Here is a 19,645-nt window from a genome sequence, read left to right on the forward strand (position 1 = left end):
ATCACAATGGTCGCTCAACTTCGATCCGCGCTGATGATGTTTTTCATTCTGACGATCCTGACCGGCGTGGCCTATCCGCTGGCCGTGACAGCAATCGCGCAGCTGCTGTTCCCCCATCAGGCCAATGGGAGTCTGATCTATAAAGACGGCAAGCCGATCGGTTCTACGCTGATCGGCCAACCCTTCGACGATCCCAAGTATTTCTGGGGACGCCCCTCCGCGACCGCTCCCTTCCCCTATAGTGCGGCGGCCTCATCCGGTTCGAATCTGGGCCCTACCAATCCCGCGCTGATAGAGACGGTCAAAACGAGGGTGGCTGCGTTGAAAGCCGCGGACCCCCGCAACGATGCACCGGTCCCGGTCGATCTCGTGACCGCGTCGGGAAGCGGCCTTGACCCGCATATCAGCCCCGCTGCGGCGGAGTATCAAGTACGCCGGGTCGCTCGTGCACGGGGAAGGGAGGAAGCATTCGTCAGGACGCTGGTGAGTCAGCATACCGAAGGACGTCAGCTGGGGATGCTTGGTGAACGCCGGGTCAATGTGCTGGCGTTGAACCTTGCATTGGATGCGACCGACCCTCCTCGTTGACGCTTTTACGTCTGTCTTTTAGAATTCGCTCTGCCAATCTTGTGTCCTCTCGCATCCATCATCAGATTCCTTTGTCAGGAGTGCCATGGAGAATCAGCGTCCGGACCCCGATGCCTTGCTGAGGCGTGTGCAGGCTGAAGAGGCCGATCAGGCGCGCGGCAAGTTGAAGGTGTTTTTCGGCGCGACTGCAGGGGTCGGGAAAACGTATGCCATGTTGCAAGCGGCGCATGAGCAACAGCGCGACGGCATCGACGTGATGATCGGTTGGGTCGAGACGCACGGCAGGGCCGAAACCGAAGCTCTGATCGAGGGATTACCGCTTCTTCCTATCCGGGAGGTAGCCTATGGAGGCTCCAGGATCCGTGATTTCGATCTCGATGCAGCCCTGTCGCGCCGGCCGCAGCTTTTGCTAATGGATGAACTGGCGCATACGAATGCCCCGGGATCCAGACACCCTAAGCGGTGGCAGGATGTGAGGGAACTCCTGCAAGCAGGGATTCACGTGTACACGACCGTGAACGTGCAGCACATCGAGAGCCTCAATGACGCGGTCGCTCAAATTACCGGTATCCGTGTGAGTGAAACCGTGCCTGATTCCATTCTCGAACAGGCGGACGATGTCGAATTGGTCGACCTTCCTCCGGACGATCTCCTGCAGCGGCTCAAGGACGGCAAGGTCTATCTGCCGGAACAGGCCCAGCACGCTCTCAAGCATTTTTTTCGGAAGGGCAACTTGATCGCGTTGCGCGAGATGGCCTTGCGTCGGACGGCCGAACGGGTTGATCAACAAATGGAAGTGTATCGCCGGGATCATGCGGTCGTCGGCACCTGGCCGGCGGCGGAAACCATCCTGGTCTGCGTGAATCTAAAATCCCGCGGGCCGATGTTGGTTCGCGCGGCCAGAAAGATGGCCACGGGCCTCCATGCCAGGTGGATCGCAGTCTATGTGGAAACGTCGAAACATCTGCGGTTGACTGAGCAGGAGCGGAGCCAAGGTGTCGACACCCTGCGATTGGCCGAGCGTATGGGCGCAGAGACAGTGACCTTGACCGGGGATGACGTGAGTGCGCAGCTGTTGGCCTATGCCCGGAGCCGCAATGTCACCAAGCTCATAGTCGGCAAACCGTTGCGCTCGCGCTGGAAGGAATGGCTGTTCGGTTCGGTGGTCGACGACCTCGTTCGCGGGAGCGGCGACATCGATATTTATGTGATGACCGGTGAAGCGGGTACCGGTCGACCTCTCGTGACCGGATTGCTTCAACGGTCGAGTGAGCGACGGAACTACGGCTATGCCTCTGCCGTCGTGATGGCCTGCACGGCATTAAGTGTGGTGATGGCTCCATACTTCGGGCAGGCCAATCTGATTATGGTGTATCTGTTCGGGGTGGTGGTCATTGCCACCAGATGGGGGCGAGGTCCTTCGGCGCTGGCTTCATTGATGAGCGTCGCGGCCTTCGATTTCTTTTTCATTCCCCCTTACTATTCATTCGCCGTTTCCGATGTGCAATATCTGCTGACATTTGCGGTCATGCTCGTGGTGGCGTTGCTGATCAGCCGACTGGCTGCCCACAAGAGTCAGCAGGCCGAGGCGGCCTTGATTCGTGAGAAGCGAACCGCCGCACTCTATGCCATGAGCAGGGAATTGATCACTCAAACCGGGGTGGACAAACTGGCCTCGGTGGCGTCCCGCCATATTCACGACGTCTTTCATTGCCAGGTGGCAGTGTTTCTTCCAGATCGGGAGGGGCGGGTGCACCTCCATCGGGGTGAAGCGCTGCATTTCGACCTGGACCCGAAGGAGGCCGGCATCTCCCAATGGGTCTTCGACCATAAAGAATCTGCTGGCCATGGCACGAATACCCTTTCCGGATCTGATTCGCTCTATCTGCCACTGTTAGGATCGCATGGGGCGGTTGGTGTCCTTGCGGTCCGATCATCGCGACCTGCCGAACTGCTCGCTCCGGAACAACTGCATCTCCTGGAAACCTTTGCAAATCAGATGGCTCTGGCGCTCGAACGTGCACGATTGACGGAAGAAGCTCAAGAAGCTCACGTGCAGACTGAAACGGAGCGCATGCGCAATGCCGTCCTGAGTTCTGTTTCCCATGACCTGCGGACGCCCTTGACGACGATCGTAGGCGCGAGCAGCGCCTTACTGAGCACGACCCAGCCACTATCGACCGAGAGTCAGCAAGAACTTGTCCGTTCCATTAGTGATGAGGCCGGACGCCTTGATCGGTTGCTGAAGAATCTTCTCGATATGACCAGATTGGAAGCGGGAGTCATGCAACTCCGCAAGGAATGGCACGCGCTGGAAGAGCTGGTGGGCACGGCATTGGCGCGAGTGAAATCGCGTATCGCCACGCATCCGATCGTGACCGCCTATCCCGACAATCTTCCCCTGGTGTTCGTCGATGGTGTTTTGATCGAACAAGTGCTGATTAATCTGTTGGAGAATGCCGCGAAATATTCTCCGCCGACCTCACCCATCGAGGTGACGGCGTCGGTGAAGGATGGGGTGAGTATGATAGAAGTTGCGGATCGAGGGCCCGGCATTCCGCAAGGAGAAGAGCGGAGGATCTTCGAGAAGTTCTATCAGCTTCATCCTGAGCGTGAGGGAGGCGTCGGACTGGGATTGACGATCTGCCGGGGCATCATCGAATCCCACGGTGGGCGTATTTGGGTAGACTCTCGTTCCGGCGGTGGATCGAGTTTCCGCTTTACGCTGCCGGCAGAAAAAAGTCAACCGACCGTCGAGCCAGAAGCGAACGAGCACGACAGCGCGGCCATTTAAGATCTGTCATCCATGCCATCCACGACGACCCATGAGGTAACCGTTCTGCTCATCGAGGATGAAGCGGAAATTCGACGATTTCTTCGCACGACTCTCCCGCCTTATGGTTATCGATTGTACGAGGCGACCACCGGCGCGGATGGGTTGGCGCAAACCTCCGCTCGAAATCCTGACATCATCCTCCTCGATCTCGGTCTTCCCGACATGAACGGCACCGCGGTAATCGAGAAAATTCGTGCCTGGTCGAACATGCCGATCATCGTACTCTCCGCACGAGACCAAGAACAGGTCAAGGTGCAGGCCTTCGATCTTGGCGCCGATGATTACGTCACGAAACCGTTTGGCGTAGATGAATTGCTGGCCCGTATGCGCGCGGCGTTGCGGCATGCCAATCGCCCGATCGGTGACGCGGTCGAGCCGGTATGTACGTTCGGCGACGTGACCGTCGATCTAGGGCGAAGGCAAGTGTTTGTCTCAGGGACGGAAGTCCACCTCACGCCGATTGAATATAAGTTGCTGACGACGCTCGTGCGGTATGCCGGGAAGGTCGTGACGCATCGCCAGTTGCTCAAAGAAGTCTGGGGGCCCCTCCATGTAGAGGAGGGACACTATGTGCGTGTGTATATGCGTCAATTGAGGAATAAGATCGAGGCCGATCCCGCTCAGCCTCGTCATCTCGTGACGGAACTGGGGGTCGGCTATCGACTCCGGGCAGAATGAGTCTTCCCGCCGTTTTTACGGATCTCTTATATCTCTATGATCGGTTTTAATGCTGTTTTGATACGAAATGCCGTAGAGTCGATTTCCTGAGGGCACGAACCTGGTTGGATCATGAGCATGAGATGAAACCTATTCTGCCGTTGCGCAACGATATCGGTCTGGCAGTGAAGCCTGTATGTTCGGCTGGGATGAGTCGGTTCAGGTGGGTGGTGTTTTTCTGGTTGTTGATCGCCCCGGCCTATGCCGCCGAACCAAGTTCGACGCCCGGTGATACTCCGGCTGTCAGCGCCGATAGCGGGCTCTGGCATTACGGCGCCTATCTCGATGTCAGTTATGTGCTCAACTTCAATTTTCCGGAAAACCATCTGTGGCGGAATCGTGCGACGGCGGCGCGGCACAATGAGTTTACCCCCAATATGGCCCTGGCCTATGTTCGGAAAGACGCGACCGAATCATCGCGCTGGGGCATGGAACTCGGTGTGCAAGGCGGCTACGACTCCGAACGCTTTGCGTTTTTACAGGGTGAGCGTGAAGTCGGCGGGGCCGATACGCTTCGGCACATCCATCGTGCGAATGTGTCTTATCTGGCTCCGGTCGGGAAGGGGCTCACGATCACCGCCGGGCTTTTTAATAGCCTCATCGGCTACGAATCGCTCTATGCCAAGGACAATGTGAGCTACACCCGGTCATGGATTGCCGACAACACGCCCTACATGATGTTCGGCGTCAATGCGAAATATCCGGTCACCGACAAGCTGACGGTCGCGGGGTTTATCGTTAACGGATACTATCATCTGTCGCATCCCAACGACCAACCGAGTTATGGGGGGCAGTGGGCCTACAAGGCGACCCCGCAACTTACCCTGACCCAGACCGTTTATGGGGGGCCGGATCAGACCAACACGGCACTGCAGTTCTGGCGCTTCTACGCGAATCACATCGTCGAATGGAAAGGGGACAACCTGACATTCGCGGCTTCCTATGATATCGGGACCGAAAACATCGCCGATCGTCCCGGAAATCCCAGGGCGTTTGTGATGGGAGGCAATGTGGTCGCGCGATGGCATGTGACTGGACCTTGGGCTTTGGCGGTCCGGCCGGAGTTCTATTGGGACCGGAACGGCCGTTGGACCGGTTCGGAGCAATTCGTCAAGGCCGTGACCTCCACGATCGAATATCGAATCCCCTACAAGTGGACCAACACGACGCTGCGGCTTGAACATCGATGGGACGAATCGACCGGGGCGGGCGGGGGATTCTTCAGGCGTGGGGAGGTCCAGCCTGGTGTGCTGAGCCTGACGCCGAATCAGCATCTGGTATTGCTGGGCATTCTCTGGACCTTCGACAGTCCGTGACCGGGCACTGAAAATGGCTTCGGGCTTCGTTCTTGCTTCCCTCAAGCCTTCGACGTACTGCCGGGAGTACGCCTCAGCCTCTCGCTCACTGCGGCCTCGCCCGACAGCCATTTTGAGTGCCCGAGAGGCCAAGGTTCCGCGGTGGGCTTCGGTCTCAACTGCCTCGCGACGATGCGCAGGCAGCATCTCAGTCACAACTGGAAGGAGAATCTGCGGAAGGTGCTCACTGTATTGCCTTCTGCCTCTCCCTCAGTTCCCGCAACATATCGGCGAGTTCTTTGCCGAACCGTTCGAGTGCCACGTCCTTGGCTTCGGCCACCGCGGTCTTGTCCTCAAGCGATGGCGCCGGGCCGACGAGGGTCGTTTCCCCTTCCGCTGTTTGGGTGCCGTACAGATAGCCCGTGCGGACATCCCACAAGGTCCCTTCTATCATGAACAGCGCGTGGCTTTCGGTTCCGTGGGCGAAGTAGGCGCCGATGCCGGTGGCGTACCAGGCGGCATGTCCGTTGTTATAGCGTTCCACGGCGGAGGCCCCGTCTATGATTAGAAGCGCGTCGGCGTTGTAGCGGGCGGCGGCCAGGCGAACGTCGCGGAAGGTGGTCCCTTGGACCGTGGAGTTGGCCAGCAGGAAACTCTGCTGAAGGACGCCCTCTTCCTGTACGGGCGCGAGCGCCCGCTGCACACGGTCGGCGTCCGCGCTGACCCAGTCCACACGCTGCAGCGCCGGGCGGTTTGGAAAATCTTCGTGTTTAAAAAACACGGCCAGGCGATAGGGCGAAGGTAGCTGCGCCTGCAAAGCCATGGTGGATGCGACATCGCGGTCCGTGACCACCTCGGGATGATCGTGAAACGATTCCTGCAGGAGTTGACGGTTCAGGCCGCGGGCTCCGGTGCAGGCGGAGACCGTGACCGACAAGAGAAGAAGGAGAAGGATGCGCAGAGGAACGGTTCTCATAGAACTCCCGTGGTTACGTTGACGCCGAAGGCCTGGCCGGATTGATATGCGACAGATCTTCCAGCGCCAGCACTAGGGCATGGGTGCCGGATCGGCCATGGCCGAGCGCTTGAACCTTTTCATATAATTGATGCGCGAGTGTGAGCCCCGGCAAGGTGAGTTGCCGTCGTCGCGCCTCTTCCAACGCAATGCCCATGTCTTTGATGAAATGTTCGACGAAGAACCCCGGGTCGAAATTGCGCGCCAGAATGCGTGGCGCCAGATTGTCGAGGGTCCAGCAGGCGGCGGCGCCGCCGCGGATCGACTCCAGCATACGATCTAACTGCAGCCCCGCTTTGTACCCGTACAGGAGACTCTCGCAGACGCCGATCATGGTGCCGGCGATGACGATTTGGTTACAGAGTTTGGCATGCTGTCCCGCGCCGGGACCGCCCTGGTGCACGATTTTCTGGCCGAGGCATTCCAGCAGGGGCATGATGGCCTGAACGGCGTTGGTCGTCCCTCCGACCATGATGGAGAGGGTGGCGTTGCGCGCGCCGACATCGCCTCCGGAGACCGGGGCGTCCACGGCGAAGGCCCCCTGTGATTGAGCCGCCCGGGCGATCTCCTGCGCGAGCGACGGCTCGGTGGTGGTCATGTCGATCAGCACCATGCCCGGACGTGTGCCCGCCAGGATACCCTGCTTGCCGAAGTATACTTCGCGTACGTCACGGGGGAATCCCACCATCGTCATCACGACCTCTGTCTGCTCAGCCACTGCACGCGGGGAATCGGCCCAGGTCGCGCCCTTCGCGAGAATCAGGGACGCCTTGCTGCGGTTCCGGGTGTAAAGGGTGAGTCGATAGTTCGAGGCCTGGAGGTGCTGGCACATGGATGCGCCCATCACGCCGGTACCGATCCAGCCGACGTGTGTCTGAGCGGGAGTCACGAGGCGGGGAGATTGTTCAGGGAGAGGAAGCGCCATGAGTTATTCCACCAGCGGCGTAATCCGGTTCGCGATGGCCTGCACGACGCCCTCTTGATCCATGGCGATCTTTCCGCCCTTGAAGCTCAAGGCATAGCCTCCATGGCTCGGGGCCTGGACCGTGGCGTCCACCACCACGCGCGCCCCGTCTTCCACGTCAGGGTCCTTCACCATCGGGACGCCGCAGAGTCCCGGGACCGCGACCGGGAGCGTGGCCGTATCATCTTCCAGGTTGAAGAGATAGCCGCCATAACAGGTTGAGCCGGCTGGGATCTCATAGGGATCGAGCGGCTGGACGTTACGTACCGTCCCTCGTAGCGTGATCTGCCGCAGGTGGAACAGCGCGGGATCGGTCAGGATTTCCTGCACGGTGACGGCTTCTTGCGCGGCGGCCATGCCGCTATGAAGGAACAGGCACGCCGTCAGGCCTAAGAGCAATCTCGCGAGAGGACGATTCAAGATATGGAGACCATTGTGGATCATCGAGCGCATTCTACCATTCTTTGTTTCGATCATCGCCCTCATAGGCTTTCCCTCTGCGAGTCGATATAATCGCCGGCGATCACAGGGAGGCACAGCGATGAGCGACTTGCAGCGCCAGTTGGATACGTACATCAAGGACATTCGCCCGCGCTATGAAGACATGCTCGGGCAGGCAGTGGAAATCCCCTCGATCAGCATGGATCCCCGGCATGCGCCGGATGTGGGCAGAATGGCGGAATTGGCCGCGCAATATCTGCGGGCTGCCGGGGCGGAGACGCACATCGTCGAGACCCCGGGCTACCCGGTTGTCTCGGGTGGATGGACGGTCGATCCGAGTTACCCGACCGTGACCGTCTACAATCACATGGATGTGCAGCCGGCGCAGGAGCCGGAATGGAAACAGGCCCCCTTCGCGTTTCAAAACGACAACGGCATCTACCGGGGGCGAGGGGCGACGGACGACAAAGGCCCGGCGTTGGCGGCCTTGTTCGGCGCGCGTTATGCGATCGAGCAGGGGGTGCCCATCAATGTGCGATTCTTGTGGGAACTGGAAGAAGAAAACGGCAGTCCAAGTTTCGCGGCAGCGATCAAGAATCGTGCGGCGATTCCGCGCCCGGACTCGGTGGTGATTTCGGATACGATCTGGCTGTCCAAGAACCAGCCGGCGATGCCCTATGGCTTGCGCGGTTTGCTCGGCGCGCGGCTCGTCCTGCGTACCGGCTCCAAGGATGCCCACTCGGGGGTGACGGGCGGCGCGGCGCGTAATCCGTTGGCCGAGTTGATGGACATCGTCCATGCCTGTGTGGATGCCAAGACCGGTAAGGTGAAAATTCCGAGCTTCTACGATGATGTGGTCGAGCCGACAAAGGCAGAGATCAAGAGTTTCCTGCAGTCTGGATTTCAAGTGAGCAAGTTTAAGCAGGCCTACGGGTTTAAAACGTTGCGCACGCACGATCCGGCGGAGGTCATGCGGCGGATCTGGGCTGCGCCGACGTTTGAGGTGCACGGACTCGTCGGCGGCTATCATGGGCCGGGGGTGAAAACGGTGGTCCCTGGCCATGGGGAGTTGAAGGTCAGCATGCGGCTCGTACCGAATCAGACTCCGGAGAAGGCCTTTGCGCTGCTCAAGAAACATGTCGCCAAGTTAAATCCGGAGGTGAAGGTCGAGCGCGAGGGGATGTTGCATCCGTTCAGAGGCGTGTTTGACGGGCCGTACGTCGATGCGGTGAAGCGCGCCGTGAAGGCCGGATTCGGCAAAGAACCGGCCTTTATTCGCGAAGGTGGCTCGATCGGCGCGGTCGTGACGATGCAGAAGGCCTGGAAAGTTCCGATTCTGTTCATGGGCTTGAGCCTGCCTGAGCACGGCTACCATGCGCCGAACGAATATTTCGACTGGGGCCAGGCCTCAGGCGGGATGAAGGCGTTTGTGCATTATTTTTCGGAACTGGCCGCGAAGCGCTAAGCGGTACCCTGAGCTGTAGGAGAACGCCTACCTGTCCGGAGGTAATTTAAAAACATGACAATTGTCATATTGGTTTGAGCTGACGATTCGGTATCCTGCCTGTGGTTCTGAATGAACCGATACCCATTCACTTTCAACAGGAGGAGCCGCAGCATTATGACAGTACGTAACACCCGCTTTCGTCAATCTGTGATTCGCACGGTCTTGGGGGTGGCCTCGGTGTATGGCGTGGCCATGCAACCGGTCGACTCCGCCTTCGCGAAAGTCGTCGAAGTGTCCATGACGGCCGTGGAGACCAAACTCGTGATAGATGGCGAGGGACATACATATGACGCTTGGACCTTCAACGGTCAGTTTCCCGGTCCGGTGATTCGCGTGCAGGAAGGCGACGAGGTCGTCTTTTCACTGACGAATCCAGAGACCAACGGTCGCCCCCATTCCATGGATTTTCACGCGGCGGAGACCAACTTCCTGGAGCACTACAAGGAAGTGCGTCCCGGCGAGTCGCTGCAATATCGTTTCAAGGCCAAATGGCCGGGCATCTTCGCCTATCACTGCGGTGCCTCTCCCATGATTCAGCATATTGCGCGCGGCATGATGGGTGCCATTATCGTCGATCCCAAGGATCCCAAGGCACTGCCGAAAGCCGATCGCGAGTATGTGCTGGTGCAGAGCGAACTGTTCAAGGATCCCGACGATGTCGATGGGATGTTCGACCGGAAGTATCAGCATGTGGTGTTTAACGGCTCCGTCTTCCGGTACGATCCTGTGCACAGCAAGGCGGGAGGCGACTTCCTGGACGCCAAGCCGGGTGAGCGGGTCCGGTTCTATTTCGTGAATGCCGGACCGAACAACGTGTCGGCGGTCCATCCGATCGCTGAAATCTGGGATGATGTGTGGGAGAGCGGTAATCCCGCCAACCATACGCGCGGCGTGCAGACGCAGCTGATTCCGCCGGCGGGCGCGGCGATCCTCGATATGGTGCTGGACAACAACGACGGGGTTTACCCGATCGTCACCCACTCCTTGACCGACGCCCTTCGCGGTGCCATTGCCCTGTTGAAGGTGGACAAGGATGCGCGGCAGTTGCCGCTCATGCCGTTTGTCACTCCTGCCAAGTAGTGGTGGATTCGCCGGGCGGCCTTGCGGCCGCCCGGCCTGCCGCTTCGTTCGACTCTCCCACTTTCGTGAGCCGCTCTCAGTTGCTGCATTCGCTGACCACAGGTTCTGCCCCCACCCGATTTGAGTGGGTGCGCATAGAAGGCGAGCCCGTGCCTGGTTGGGACTCATCTCTGAGAGCGTCGGATGCCAGGCGCTACGTCAGGGAACTCATATCGATCACGAAGCGATAACGCACGTCGCCCCGAACAAGACGGTCGTAGGCGGCGTTCACCTGCTGGATGGGAATGACTTCCACATCTGCGCCGAACTTGTGTGTGCCGCAGAAGTCGAGCATCTCTTGAGTCTCCTTGATCCCGCCGATCAACGATCCGACCAGTCGCCGTCGGCGCATGATCAGAGGAAAGGCGCCGAGCTCCGCGGGCTTATCCGGAGCCCCGACCAGGATCATGGTGCCGTCGGTCTTCAGCAATTCCAGATAGGCATTGAGGTCATGAGGTGCCGACACGGTGTCCAGAATGAAATCGAACTGTTTGTTGAGGGTCGTGAACGTGTCCGGATCAGACGTCTTATAGAAGTCTTTGGCGCCTAATCGCTTGGCATCGAGCCGCTTTTTATCGGAGTGGCTGAGAACCGTCACGTGAGCGCCGAGCGCCTTGCCGATTTTGACGGCCATGTGCCCGAGGCCACCTAACCCGACCACAGCGAGCCGATGCTTCTTGCCCACCCCCCAGTGCCGCAAGGGGGAGTAGGTGGTGATACCAGCGCACAAGAGCGGCGCCGCTTCTTCAGGGCGCAACCGTTTGGGAATCCGCACGATATAGCGTTGATCGACGACGACCTTGGTGGAATATCCGCCGTAGGTGGGTGTGACGCCGTCCCGCTCTTTGCCGTTATAGGTGAAGGCGAGGTGGCCTTCGCAATATTGCTCCAGGCCTTTCTTGCAGGCTGGGCATGTCCGGCAGGAATCGACGAAGCAGCCGACCCCCACGGTTTGACCGACGGTGAATTGTTTGACGGAGGCCCCGACCTTTTCGACGGTGCCGACGATTTCATGTCCGGGCACCATCGGAAAGAGTGATCCGCCCCATTCATCCCGCGCCTGGTGCACATCCGAATGGCAAATCCCGCAGTACTGGATCTTGATCAATACATCCTGTCTGCCCACTTCGCGGCGTGAAAATCTGAACGGCGTGAGTGGGGATTGAGCGTTGAGTGCAGCATACCCGTGGACGTCGATCATGATGGTCTGCTCCTGAAAAAATGGCGTGTTTGTGCTGTGATGCAGGCGTCGCTAACGCGCCTGGGCCGGCTGATGTGTGTCGGGTTCGAGGGTGATGCCGAGAGTGGAGGGGTCCTGTTCCCACGCGCCCGGTGCAATCAGTCCGAGCAACGGAAGAAGGAACAATGCGCCCCCGATGACATCGACGATCCCGGTGCTACTGAGCTTCCGGCCCGTCACTCGGGACTGAGTCTGGTATCCCGTTTTGTGCACTTCGACGGTGAGGTCACCTCTTCGGGGGACCTGATACTGCAACGGCGTCGTTCCGGCTGCGGTGCCATTGATGAGGACCTGTGCGCCGGGTGGCTCTGAATTGACCATCAGTGGTTGCGTGCTTCCACCGAAAATCGAACAGCCGGTCAGGCTGAAATGAGACGCGATCAGGGTTGCGACGATGGCACAACGACTTGCGCTGGCGGTTCTGGCCGTGACGGGCATGGACTCCTCCGTAGACATGATGATCACCATGGTTAGCACAGCGTATGCGGGCTGACAAGGCGGCGGAGGCTGGAGTGTGCGGGGCGGTGGAGTCAGAAGTACTCCATCGCCCCGCTTTGTGCGTTGTCAGGCGTGGGGGGCGGCGGTGGTTGCCAGGATCGGTTGGAACATCGGATCGGCATCCAGCACCGCCTTGAGCAGTTCCGAGTGCAGGAAGTACCGCCACACCTCATCCGACTTGCCGGGTACCTCGTCGAACCACCGCTTGGCTTCGGTCAGGTGCTGGAGCATTTTGGCCTTGTCCCCGTAGTTCGGCAAAAAGATCATGGCGTAGGCCATCGCATATTCGGCCAGAAACTTATCGAGAGGAAGTTCCGCCTGTGCCAGGGCGGCCTCGGCATCGGCATAGGCCCGAGGCGTTTCCGTATCGTGAAGGATCCGGTTCCAGGAGACCTTGTTGATCCGGGACCAGGCCAGTTGAAGCAGGGCTTCGGACTTGGGCGTTCTCCGGTGCTCGGGTATGTCTTTCACCAGGGATTCGAAGGTCTCGACCATGGGGAGCTGGTCGTTATTCCATCGGTAGGCGATTCCTAGTCGAAACCGGTTGTCGAGTTGTTCCGGCCTGACCGAAACGAGCGTTTGAAGTGCCGGGATCAGACGATAGAGAAAGTCCGCCGGGGTCGGCTGTGAGAGACCGCCCATTTCCATCCCGTTCGAGAGATCCAAGCGGGCGCCCTGCGCATAGATGTTCCAATAAAATTCGTCCACCACGATGCCTAGGGCGGGATCCTTTATAGGCACCTGATGGCTATTTCTGGCTTCACGCAGCAACACGCTGTACAGGTGGCGGGTTAAGACCGTCAGGGCGTCCGGCTGCTTCGGGTCGATGAGCAAGACGCGGTTGAGTAAGGCCACCCGGTCGCGCAGATCGGGAAAGATGGCGGCGCGTGCCGCAGCGGCTGTCAACGTGCCGGGTTGATCGTCCGGTCCCCACCAGGCCAGGGATTCAGGCAGGGCACGGCTTGCTTCCGTGGCAAACGGAATCTTGTCTGCCATCATGCCCGGGGCTTCCGGCTGTGAGGCGACCGGCAGATTGAATACGGCGGTATCGCCGGGAAATCCATGCTGTTTCAGCCCGGTAAAGACGACCCACTGAGTGGTCACGGATTTCAATGCCAGTCTCGGGCGCTTGATCGTGTTCGTCCACTTGACGTTGCCGGGGGCATAGGTCACCGGCGATGTCAGGGGATCCTGATACTGTACGGATAGTTGGACCAGCGTCGTGGGAGCGCCGAGCACTTTCCCGGTGCGTCCCAGGCGGAACGAACCGGACGGAATGGTGCGGCTGCCGACGACGGTCACATGAAGGCCGCTCCCGGGAGGGGAGGTGCCCAGCACGTCGGCCACGAAGGTCGAGGCCGGCGCCCTCGGGAGATCGTCACCGAAAAACATCAGCGGGCCGGTGCTCGGCCAAATGATATCCATGGCAATGTCCGACCGCTTGAGCATGGGCGCATAGGCATCGGTCAGGGTTTGCCAGCAGGAATCGTAGGACGTGTCGTTGACCGGCGCGAATTGTTTCACCTTTGCCGGAGAAGCGACGACGTATCGGTATTGGCAGGCAAAATCCAATTGCCCGGCGGTGACGCGATCGCCGTGCGCAAGGGCTTCGGCATATCGGACGGCGGTCTGGACCGCCGGTGGTTGCTTAGCGGAGGCGGTTGGGCGATGTCCCTTCCCGCCGGTAGCCGGTGCCGACTCGGCTGTCCCGGTCAAGAGACCGAGAGAGACCGCGAGGGTCACGATGGCAATGGTCTGTCGTCGATGGAACTGGTTCCCGCGAATCATGCGAACGACCTCCGGTGGCAATAAAAGAATGTCACTGTACCACGGGGCTCTTTTCAGGTGAAAGGGGCTGGCGGAGTCGATGCAAGATCACGGACCCGGGGGAGGGGGTGTGAGTGGCCGGGTAAACCGGACCAAGGAACGGATGTATTGGAGAACGGCCTGCTGGTCCTCGGCAGGCAGCACGTTCTTCCAGGCCGGCATGGCCGTGCGGGGCTTTCCTTGGGCGATGGTGCGGAGCAGCTCTGTATCCGTTTTGGCAGAGGTGGCCGCCGAGATGAGATTGCCCGGTCGAGGGGACAGAAACGGGGCCTTGGCCCCATCGCCCTTGCCGGTTGTGCCATGGCACTCCATGCAATGCGCACGGTAGATGGCTTGCCCGTGGTCGAGTGTTTCTGACGGCTGGGCGAGCAGGACGCCGGTTCCACCGCAGGTCAATAGAAGGGTGAGCAGGAGGGGGCCTAAAATCGAAGGAACAGATGGTTGCGGCGAGCGACGCCGCTGATCATTCTGCGACTCGTCTCTCGCCCCCTCTGCCGGTCGTGCTCCGGTCGGCGTGATCATCGGGCCAATCACGACTGGTTATGCCGTGGCCGCAGCCTTCAAAATCTGCCGGCGGAGGTTCGCACGATCGTTTTGGGAGAGTGCCGGGGAAGGACGGTTGCGGCAGAGCTGCACGGTTTGGCGCAGGGAGTCGAGAAACACTTCGCAATTCGGACAGTCGCCTAGGTGGGCGCGAATTTCCTGACAGACGTCACCGGAAAGCTCGTCGTCCAGATAGGCAGACAGCCGTTCGAGCACTTTCACGCAATTTCGTTTTCCGTGACCCTGGTGGAGGGCGGGCTTGCGGGTGCCTGGATATGTGCGTACGCGATCAGCCATGGCGGTGCTTCTTCTTGACTATACCAAACTATCAGTGCCCGGTGGTAATGTACGGATGAAATTCTGCCGCCAATCCTTTGCCGCTGAGTTCCTTGCGGACAAAGAGGCGGGCTCGATGCAGCCTCGATTTGATCGCCCGTTCGTTGAGCCCGAGAATGCTGCCCACTTCTTTGGCGCTCAATCCTTCCATGTCGCGGAGCACCAACACCATCCGGTATTTGCGCGGCAACTTTGCGATGGCGCGATCGAGTATCTGCCGCAATTCTTTATTTTCAAGCGCTTCTTGAGGGCTGAGGCCCTCCATCGGGATCTGCAGGGAAAACTCGCCCTCCGATGTCGGAACGAATTCGGTCAGGGATAACTCGCGCTCCGGTTCGCCTTTGCGTTTCCGCCGCATACGTTGACAGGCATGGGAGGCGATGGCGTACAGCCAGGTCGAGACCTGCGCGTCGCCACGAAATCGGTCGTACGCGCGATAGGCATTCAGAAACGTTTCCTGGACCAGATCTTTGGCCGCCTCGGCTTCACCGCACAGCCGATAGGCAAAGCGGTACATCACGTCGACGTGATCACGATACAGCTGATCGAATGGAGCGGAGGTGGAGGGGGAGACGCCGCGCCCGTCGGGGATTTCCGGCCGACTGTTCTTCCGTGATGCCATACGCGTCACGGAGTCTACGGGGGGCGTCGGGCACTGTCAAGAAGCGGTCCGGATGTCGAGGTGCCGACGGAGGGTGTCAATTGACCCGTCGGATATCGACGAGTTCACCCTGCTGGTTGAGTTCGACGGTGATCGGGAGCCCTTCCTTCAGGGTTGCGAGAGCAGCCGGCCGTTGCGTGAGGGGAATGGACTGGGCTCCCTCGGGGCCCTGCATGGTGAGGGTGTCATGCGCGTCGGACCCGTAGGCCAGCGGCCCGGTGAGGAACCGTCGTGATGGACTTGTAAGACCGTCCTGATACAGGTCGATAGCCACATGGCGATCCTGGATCCACACCGACATCTCCTGCCCGACCTTGGCGTTCCGCACACCGGTCTTTCCGCTGACTGTCACGATGCCCAGAGGGGTTTTCAGGAACACATAGTTCGACTTCAGTTTCGAGACTGTCCCGTTCAACAAGAGATGCAGCGACGAGGCTGTGCGGGGCACCTGATTGACCTGGAGATCGAACTGCACATCGTGCAGACCTTTGATGGCTCCGGTCCCATCAACCTCGATGGTCAATGGTTGGTGATCCTGGCGTCCGGCGATTTTGGTTTCAAATGCGCCGAGGGTGAAGGATTGTTCGCCGTCCGGTGTCCAGAGTGTGACGGCGGTTTTCTCGGGAGAGGTAAAGTTCGGCAGGCCGGTGACATACCGATGGACCAGTTTGTCGATGCCTCTCTCGCGGATGTCGATGACACTCGTCGTGCCATGGACCCACAGAGTGATCTTTTGTGAGGTCTTAATGTCGCGAAGGGTGGATTTCGAACTCAGGGAGAGTGGCCCGATCGGGGTCTGCAAGAACACGATGCCGGGTTTCGAGCGCCAGATCGCGCCGGAAATCTGAACCGAAGGGGACACGGGCGCGGGGGCCACCGCCGGTTCAGGGTTGTTTTCCGCGACCGGATCTCCGGACTCAGCGAGCGGGGGCGGTTCAATGAGGGGTGTGGCGGTGTCTGCCCACGCTGGTTGTGCCAGGATAAGACAAACGCCCAACCGGATCGAGAGAAAGAGGAGCCGCTGAGGGGAATTCGTAGAATAAGCCATAGTGGTTATAGACCGTCTTGACCGGAATGGTATGACGCCGAAAGAGTGGAGGAGAAACCTCCCGTAGCTGGAGGGGGCCGGTTCCTGCCTTGTCGCGCGTGGCGTACAACAACGTCTCCTGTGCGAATAACATGCTGATCCGCATGAGTCAAGTTGAAAGCCGTTCGTGACCTGCGAATCGCCTCAGGCCTTGTGTCGCGCAGACTCAATATTACTAGGGGGTTGGGCCTGATTGGTGATGGATTGTCAGGACGATACGTGACTGTTGGCGTCTGGCTTGATCTGGCATGCCGAATCCCCGGAGGCGCACTGTGCCGCCGCCCCATCGGGTCAGGCGGGTGATTTCGAATTGGCTCCAGTCTTCTGCCGCGATGTGTTTCTCCAACTTGGCCAGCACGTCATGAAACAGGTCCATCAACGGATGGCGGAGTGATGCGGTCTCGGAGGTCTGCAGCCGGCGCGGCTCGTTCGTGAAATGGCGTGCGAACTCGCGTGCCCGCTCGTTGGTGTAGAGAATACGACCGTCCATGGAAAGGACGATGAGGCCGGTCTCGGCCGACGAGGTCGGTGCGGCGGGTGCGGCGAGATCTGGTTGTCCGATGAACATGGAGATGAGCTCCTCTCTGCTATGGCATGTCCCTCATGCGGTCAGCGAGGACGGTCGTCGCTGCCATTCGAACGCTGAATGGAAAAGCAAGATGCGGGCCATTGCGTTGAGCTGAGAGAAGGGAGGAAATCTACGAAATGTTCAAGGAATCGTGAGCGATGAAACGAAGGGGGCGAAGGAAAATGTCGTCGATTGTGTCGAATGCGTCGCGCCCCGGCAAGGCTGCCTCATTTTTTTCTGGTCATCAGTCGAACGGGCGTGCCGGAGAAATGATATTCCTTCCTGATCTGGTTTTCGAGGAAACGGAGGTAGGCCGGGGTCATATTGTCGGGATGTCCCACAAAGAGGGCGAATGCGGGAGGCCGTGTCGCAACTTGCGTCATGAATGCCGATTTGCTGGCTTTGGCCGGCTTTCCTTTCCTGACCGGCAACGGATGTTCTTCCAGCAGACCCTGAAAGAATTGATTCAGGGGGCCGGTGGGGACCCGTTTACAGAATGAGAAATAGACCTGGTCGATCAAGGCGAACAAGCCGCGCAGAAAATCCGGTTCCAGCGCCGAAATGAACAGCACCGGCGCCCAGGCGAGGAACGGGAAGCGACGTTCAAGATCTTGTTTGTAGGCCTCGCGCGCGTGCACGTCATCGGCCTTGAGGTCCCACTTGTTGACGATGAGAATGCAGGCGCGTCCTTGTTTGAGAACGAGGCCCGCAATTTTGGTGTCTTGCTCGGTGACGCCTTCTTCCGCATCCAGTAGCAGTACAGCGATGTCTGATCGGCCGATGGCGCGCAGGGATCGGGCGACGCTGTAGCCCTCGATGCCTCGTTCCACACGACCACGGCGGCGGATGCCGGCCGTATCGGTCAGCACATACTGCCGGTCTTTGAATGTCGCGACCGAGTCGACGGGATCACGCGTCGTGCCCGGCACATCGCTGACGACGACGCGCGCTTCGCCGAGGACTGAGTTGACCAAGGTGGATTTGCCGACATTCGGACGTCCGACGATGGCGATGCGGGGCGTGTCGCTCGTGGCTTCTTCGTCGAGGGGTTCGGCCATGTGCGAGAAGAGATCGTCCAGCAACTCGGCGACGCCGATGCCATGTTCGGCCGACAGGGGATACAGCTGCTCCTGCCCGAGGCGATAGAAATCGGCGACCAGCGGATCGGCCTTCGGGGTATCGATTTTGTTGATCACGTAATAGACGGGTTTATCGGAGCCGCGCAGGGTTTGTACGACTTCTTCATCGGCCGGCGTCAGGCCTGAACGGGCATCCAGAACCAGGACGAGAATATCCGCCTCGGCGATGGCGAGTTGGGATTGTTGCCGGATCAGGGACAACATGCCTTCGCTGGCTGTCGGGTCCAGCCCGCCCGTATCCACCAAACGGAAGCGGCGATTGCGATAGGTCGAATCGGCGTAGTTGCGATCCCGCGTCACGCCCGGCACATCGTCCACGATCGCCGCCCGCGTGCCGAGAATGCGGTTGAAGAGCGTCGATTTCCCGACATTGGGCCGCCCGATGAGGGCGATAATGGGCAGCCGGCCGCCCTCAAGGGTGAAGAGCGGGGCCACAGGACCGCGCGTCTGTTTGGTGCGTGACATGGTGCGCGACGGTAGCATAGAGATTTCACCGAACACAATGACTCGTCTTGCCGCGCCTGTCTCCGGTATACTGCCGAGATGCTGTCACATCGCTCAGCCGCTGCCCATCAGTCCGTCGATTGGAGTCGGATCGACGATGTGTTGCTCGACATGGACGGCACGTTACTCGACCGTCATTTCGACAACTTTTTCTTCGAGGAAGAACTGCCGAGGCGGTATGCGGCGAAGCATGCGCTGACCTTCGAGGCCGCCCGGGATCGCTTGATGGCCATGTATCGTTCCGTCGAAGGGGAATTGGCCTGGACGGATTTACATTATTGGTCGGAGCGGGTAGACATCGATGTGGTGGCGATGCATCGCGAACTCGACCACATGATCGGGTTTCTTCCCGATGCCGAGGAGTTTCTTTCATCCTTGCGTCGATTGGGGAAGCGCGTGACGATCCTGACGAACGCGCATCGGGCAGGAGTGGATGTGAAAACTGCCAAGACGGGGCTGGATCGGCATGTCGATCGTATCGTGGATGCCTTCGAGGTGGGGTGGCTCAAGATGCGATCGGAGTATTGGCCGACCTGCCGGCAACTGGTGGGATTTGATCCTGCACGGGCGCTCTACATCGACGACGATGAGCAATGTCTGGCTGCGGCGGAAGATTTCGGGATCGGCCGGATTTTTCACCGCTCCAGGTCGAGTTCTCAGGCGTCAGCCGTTCCTTCCGCGCGGTTTACCTCCATCGAACATTTCCACGCGATCCTGCCCGGCTAAGCCGTTTGTCGCGCAGTCGGTCTCTCTGCGCAAT

The 19,645-nt window shown here is 59.5% G+C and carries 18 protein-coding genes and 1 pseudogene; 7 read left to right on the forward strand and 12 right to left on the reverse strand.

What is annotated here, in order from left to right:
* The first annotated feature begins 6 nt into the window (after window positions 1–6).
* The 4 genes and pseudogenes from kdpC to H8K11_02885 all read left to right on the forward strand — a co-directional run bounded on the left by kdpC (window position 7) and on the right by H8K11_02885 (window position 5,457).
* The gene (gene kdpC, locus H8K11_02870; protein MCS6262675.1) at window positions 7–588 is read left to right on the forward strand and encodes a potassium-transporting ATPase subunit KdpC; all 582 of its coding nucleotides are present in this window, start codon (window positions 7–9) and stop codon (window positions 586–588) included.
* 85 nt (window positions 589–673) lie between these two features.
* Window positions 674–3,382 carry a sensor histidine kinase KdpD gene (locus tag H8K11_02875; protein ID MCS6262676.1) on the forward strand — a complete coding sequence of 903 codons (2,709 nt, stop codon included), beginning with the start codon at window positions 674–676 and terminating at the stop codon, window positions 3,380–3,382.
* Window positions 3,383–3,394: 12 nt separating this feature from the next.
* Window positions 3,395–4,102 carry a response regulator gene (locus H8K11_02880; protein ID MCS6262677.1) on the forward strand — a complete coding sequence of 236 codons (708 nt, stop codon included), beginning with the start codon at window positions 3,395–3,397 and terminating at the stop codon, window positions 4,100–4,102.
* Between the two features lie 218 nt (window positions 4,103–4,320).
* Window positions 4,321–5,457 (forward strand): annotated as a pseudogene (locus tag H8K11_02885) (porin).
* 223 nt (window positions 5,458–5,680) lie between these two features.
* On the opposite strand, the gene H8K11_02890 reads toward H8K11_02885, so the two are convergent.
* The 3 genes from H8K11_02890 to H8K11_02900 are packed head-to-tail and all read right to left on the reverse strand — an operon-like array spanning window position 5,681 to window position 7,868.
* Window positions 5,681–6,412, reverse strand: coding sequence for a hypothetical protein (locus H8K11_02890; protein MCS6262678.1), 732 nt, complete (start codon window positions 6,410–6,412; stop codon window positions 5,681–5,683).
* Between the two features lie 13 nt (window positions 6,413–6,425).
* A complete protein-coding gene (locus tag H8K11_02895; GenBank protein MCS6262679.1) occupies window positions 6,426–7,376 on the reverse strand; it encodes an NAD(P)-dependent oxidoreductase in 951 nt (316 codons plus the stop codon).
* A gap of 3 nt (window positions 7,377–7,379) precedes the next feature.
* Window positions 7,380–7,868 (reverse strand): hypothetical protein, encoded by a 489-nt coding sequence (locus tag H8K11_02900; GenBank protein MCS6262680.1) that lies wholly within the window; start codon window positions 7,866–7,868, stop codon window positions 7,380–7,382.
* An 88-nt stretch (window positions 7,869–7,956) separates the two neighbouring features.
* Between H8K11_02900 and H8K11_02905 the strand changes: the two genes are divergently transcribed.
* Window positions 7,957–9,321, forward strand: coding sequence for a M20/M25/M40 family metallo-hydrolase (locus H8K11_02905; protein ID MCS6262681.1), 1,365 nt, complete (start codon window positions 7,957–7,959; stop codon window positions 9,319–9,321).
* Window positions 9,322–9,477: 156 nt separating this feature from the next.
* Window positions 9,478–10,443 (forward strand): multicopper oxidase domain-containing protein, encoded by a 966-nt coding sequence (locus H8K11_02910; GenBank protein ID MCS6262682.1) that lies wholly within the window; start codon window positions 9,478–9,480, stop codon window positions 10,441–10,443.
* A gap of 193 nt (window positions 10,444–10,636) precedes the next feature.
* On the opposite strand, the gene H8K11_02915 is transcribed toward H8K11_02910, so the two are convergent.
* From H8K11_02915 to der, 9 genes are all read right to left on the reverse strand, one after another.
* Window positions 10,637–11,683 (reverse strand): NAD(P)-dependent alcohol dehydrogenase, encoded by a 1,047-nt coding sequence (locus H8K11_02915; protein MCS6262683.1) that lies wholly within the window; start codon window positions 11,681–11,683, stop codon window positions 10,637–10,639.
* Between the two features lie 51 nt (window positions 11,684–11,734).
* Window positions 11,735–12,178, reverse strand: coding sequence for a PEGA domain-containing protein (locus H8K11_02920; protein MCS6262684.1), 444 nt, complete (start codon window positions 12,176–12,178; stop codon window positions 11,735–11,737).
* A 108-nt stretch (window positions 12,179–12,286) separates the two neighbouring features.
* The gene (locus H8K11_02925) at window positions 12,287–14,008 is read right to left on the reverse strand and encodes a hypothetical protein (protein ID MCS6262685.1); all 1,722 of its coding nucleotides are present in this window, start codon (window positions 14,006–14,008) and stop codon (window positions 12,287–12,289) included.
* Window positions 14,009–14,095: 87 nt separating this feature from the next.
* Complete coding sequence (locus tag H8K11_02930) at window positions 14,096–14,569, reverse strand: cytochrome c (GenBank protein MCS6262686.1); 474 nt, start codon at window positions 14,567–14,569, stop codon at window positions 14,096–14,098.
* 18 nt (window positions 14,570–14,587) lie between these two features.
* Window positions 14,588–14,887, reverse strand: coding sequence for a zf-HC2 domain-containing protein (locus H8K11_02935; protein ID MCS6262687.1), 300 nt, complete (start codon window positions 14,885–14,887; stop codon window positions 14,588–14,590).
* Between the two features lie 31 nt (window positions 14,888–14,918).
* The gene (locus H8K11_02940) at window positions 14,919–15,548 is read right to left on the reverse strand and encodes an RNA polymerase sigma factor (protein ID MCS6262688.1); all 630 of its coding nucleotides are present in this window, start codon (window positions 15,546–15,548) and stop codon (window positions 14,919–14,921) included.
* Window positions 15,549–15,624: 76 nt separating this feature from the next.
* A complete protein-coding gene (locus H8K11_02945) occupies window positions 15,625–16,635 on the reverse strand; it encodes a hypothetical protein (GenBank protein MCS6262689.1) in 1,011 nt (336 codons plus the stop codon).
* 214 nt (window positions 16,636–16,849) lie between these two features.
* Window positions 16,850–17,242: a PAS domain-containing protein gene (locus H8K11_02950; GenBank protein MCS6262690.1), complete on the reverse strand. Its 393-nt coding sequence runs from the start codon at window positions 17,240–17,242 to the stop codon at window positions 16,850–16,852.
* 227 nt (window positions 17,243–17,469) lie between these two features.
* Window positions 17,470–18,864 (reverse strand): ribosome biogenesis GTPase Der, encoded by a 1,395-nt coding sequence (gene der, locus H8K11_02955; GenBank protein ID MCS6262691.1) that lies wholly within the window; start codon window positions 18,862–18,864, stop codon window positions 17,470–17,472.
* A 60-nt stretch (window positions 18,865–18,924) separates the two neighbouring features.
* On the opposite strand from der, the gene H8K11_02960 reads away from it, so the two are divergent.
* A complete protein-coding gene (locus H8K11_02960; protein ID MCS6262692.1) occupies window positions 18,925–19,611 on the forward strand; it encodes an HAD hydrolase-like protein in 687 nt (228 codons plus the stop codon).
* The last annotated feature ends 34 nt before the right edge of the window (window positions 19,612–19,645 follow it).

The organism is Nitrospira sp. (genome assembly GCA_024998565.1).
Lineage (GTDB): Bacteria > Nitrospirota > Nitrospiria > Nitrospirales > Nitrospiraceae > Nitrospira_A.

Coding starts and splice junctions, on each gene's coding strand:
- kdpC (MCS6262675.1), top strand. CDS start 7: ATGGTCGCTCAACTTCGATCCGCGCTGATGATGTTTTTCATTCTGACG.
- H8K11_02875 (MCS6262676.1), top strand. CDS start 674: ATGGAGAATCAGCGTCCGGACCCCGATGCCTTGCTGAGGCGTGTGCAG.
- H8K11_02880 (MCS6262677.1), top strand. CDS start 3,395: ATGCCATCCACGACGACCCATGAGGTAACCGTTCTGCTCATCGAGGAT.
- H8K11_02890 (MCS6262678.1), bottom strand. CDS start 6,412: ATGAGAACCGTTCCTCTGCGCATCCTTCTCCTTCTTCTCTTGTCGGTC.
- H8K11_02895 (MCS6262679.1), bottom strand. CDS start 7,376: ATGGCGCTTCCTCTCCCTGAACAATCTCCCCGCCTCGTGACTCCCGCT.
- H8K11_02900 (MCS6262680.1), bottom strand. CDS start 7,868: ATGCGCTCGATGATCCACAATGGTCTCCATATCTTGAATCGTCCTCTC.
- H8K11_02905 (MCS6262681.1), top strand. CDS start 7,957: ATGAGCGACTTGCAGCGCCAGTTGGATACGTACATCAAGGACATTCGC.
- H8K11_02910 (MCS6262682.1), top strand. CDS start 9,478: ATGACAGTACGTAACACCCGCTTTCGTCAATCTGTGATTCGCACGGTC.
- H8K11_02915 (MCS6262683.1), bottom strand. CDS start 11,683: ATGATCGACGTCCACGGGTATGCTGCACTCAACGCTCAATCCCCACTC.
- H8K11_02920 (MCS6262684.1), bottom strand. CDS start 12,178: ATGTCTACGGAGGAGTCCATGCCCGTCACGGCCAGAACCGCCAGCGCA.
- H8K11_02925 (MCS6262685.1), bottom strand. CDS start 14,008: ATGATTCGCGGGAACCAGTTCCATCGACGACAGACCATTGCCATCGTG.
- H8K11_02930 (MCS6262686.1), bottom strand. CDS start 14,569: ATGATCACGCCGACCGGAGCACGACCGGCAGAGGGGGCGAGAGACGAG.
- H8K11_02935 (MCS6262687.1), bottom strand. CDS start 14,887: ATGGCTGATCGCGTACGCACATATCCAGGCACCCGCAAGCCCGCCCTC.
- H8K11_02940 (MCS6262688.1), bottom strand. CDS start 15,548: ATGGCATCACGGAAGAACAGTCGGCCGGAAATCCCCGACGGGCGCGGC.
- H8K11_02945 (MCS6262689.1), bottom strand. CDS start 16,635: ATGGCTTATTCTACGAATTCCCCTCAGCGGCTCCTCTTTCTCTCGATC.
- H8K11_02950 (MCS6262690.1), bottom strand. CDS start 17,242: ATGTTCATCGGACAACCAGATCTCGCCGCACCCGCCGCACCGACCTCG.
- der (MCS6262691.1), bottom strand. CDS start 18,864: ATGCTACCGTCGCGCACCATGTCACGCACCAAACAGACGCGCGGTCCT.
- H8K11_02960 (MCS6262692.1), top strand. CDS start 18,925: ATGCTGTCACATCGCTCAGCCGCTGCCCATCAGTCCGTCGATTGGAGT.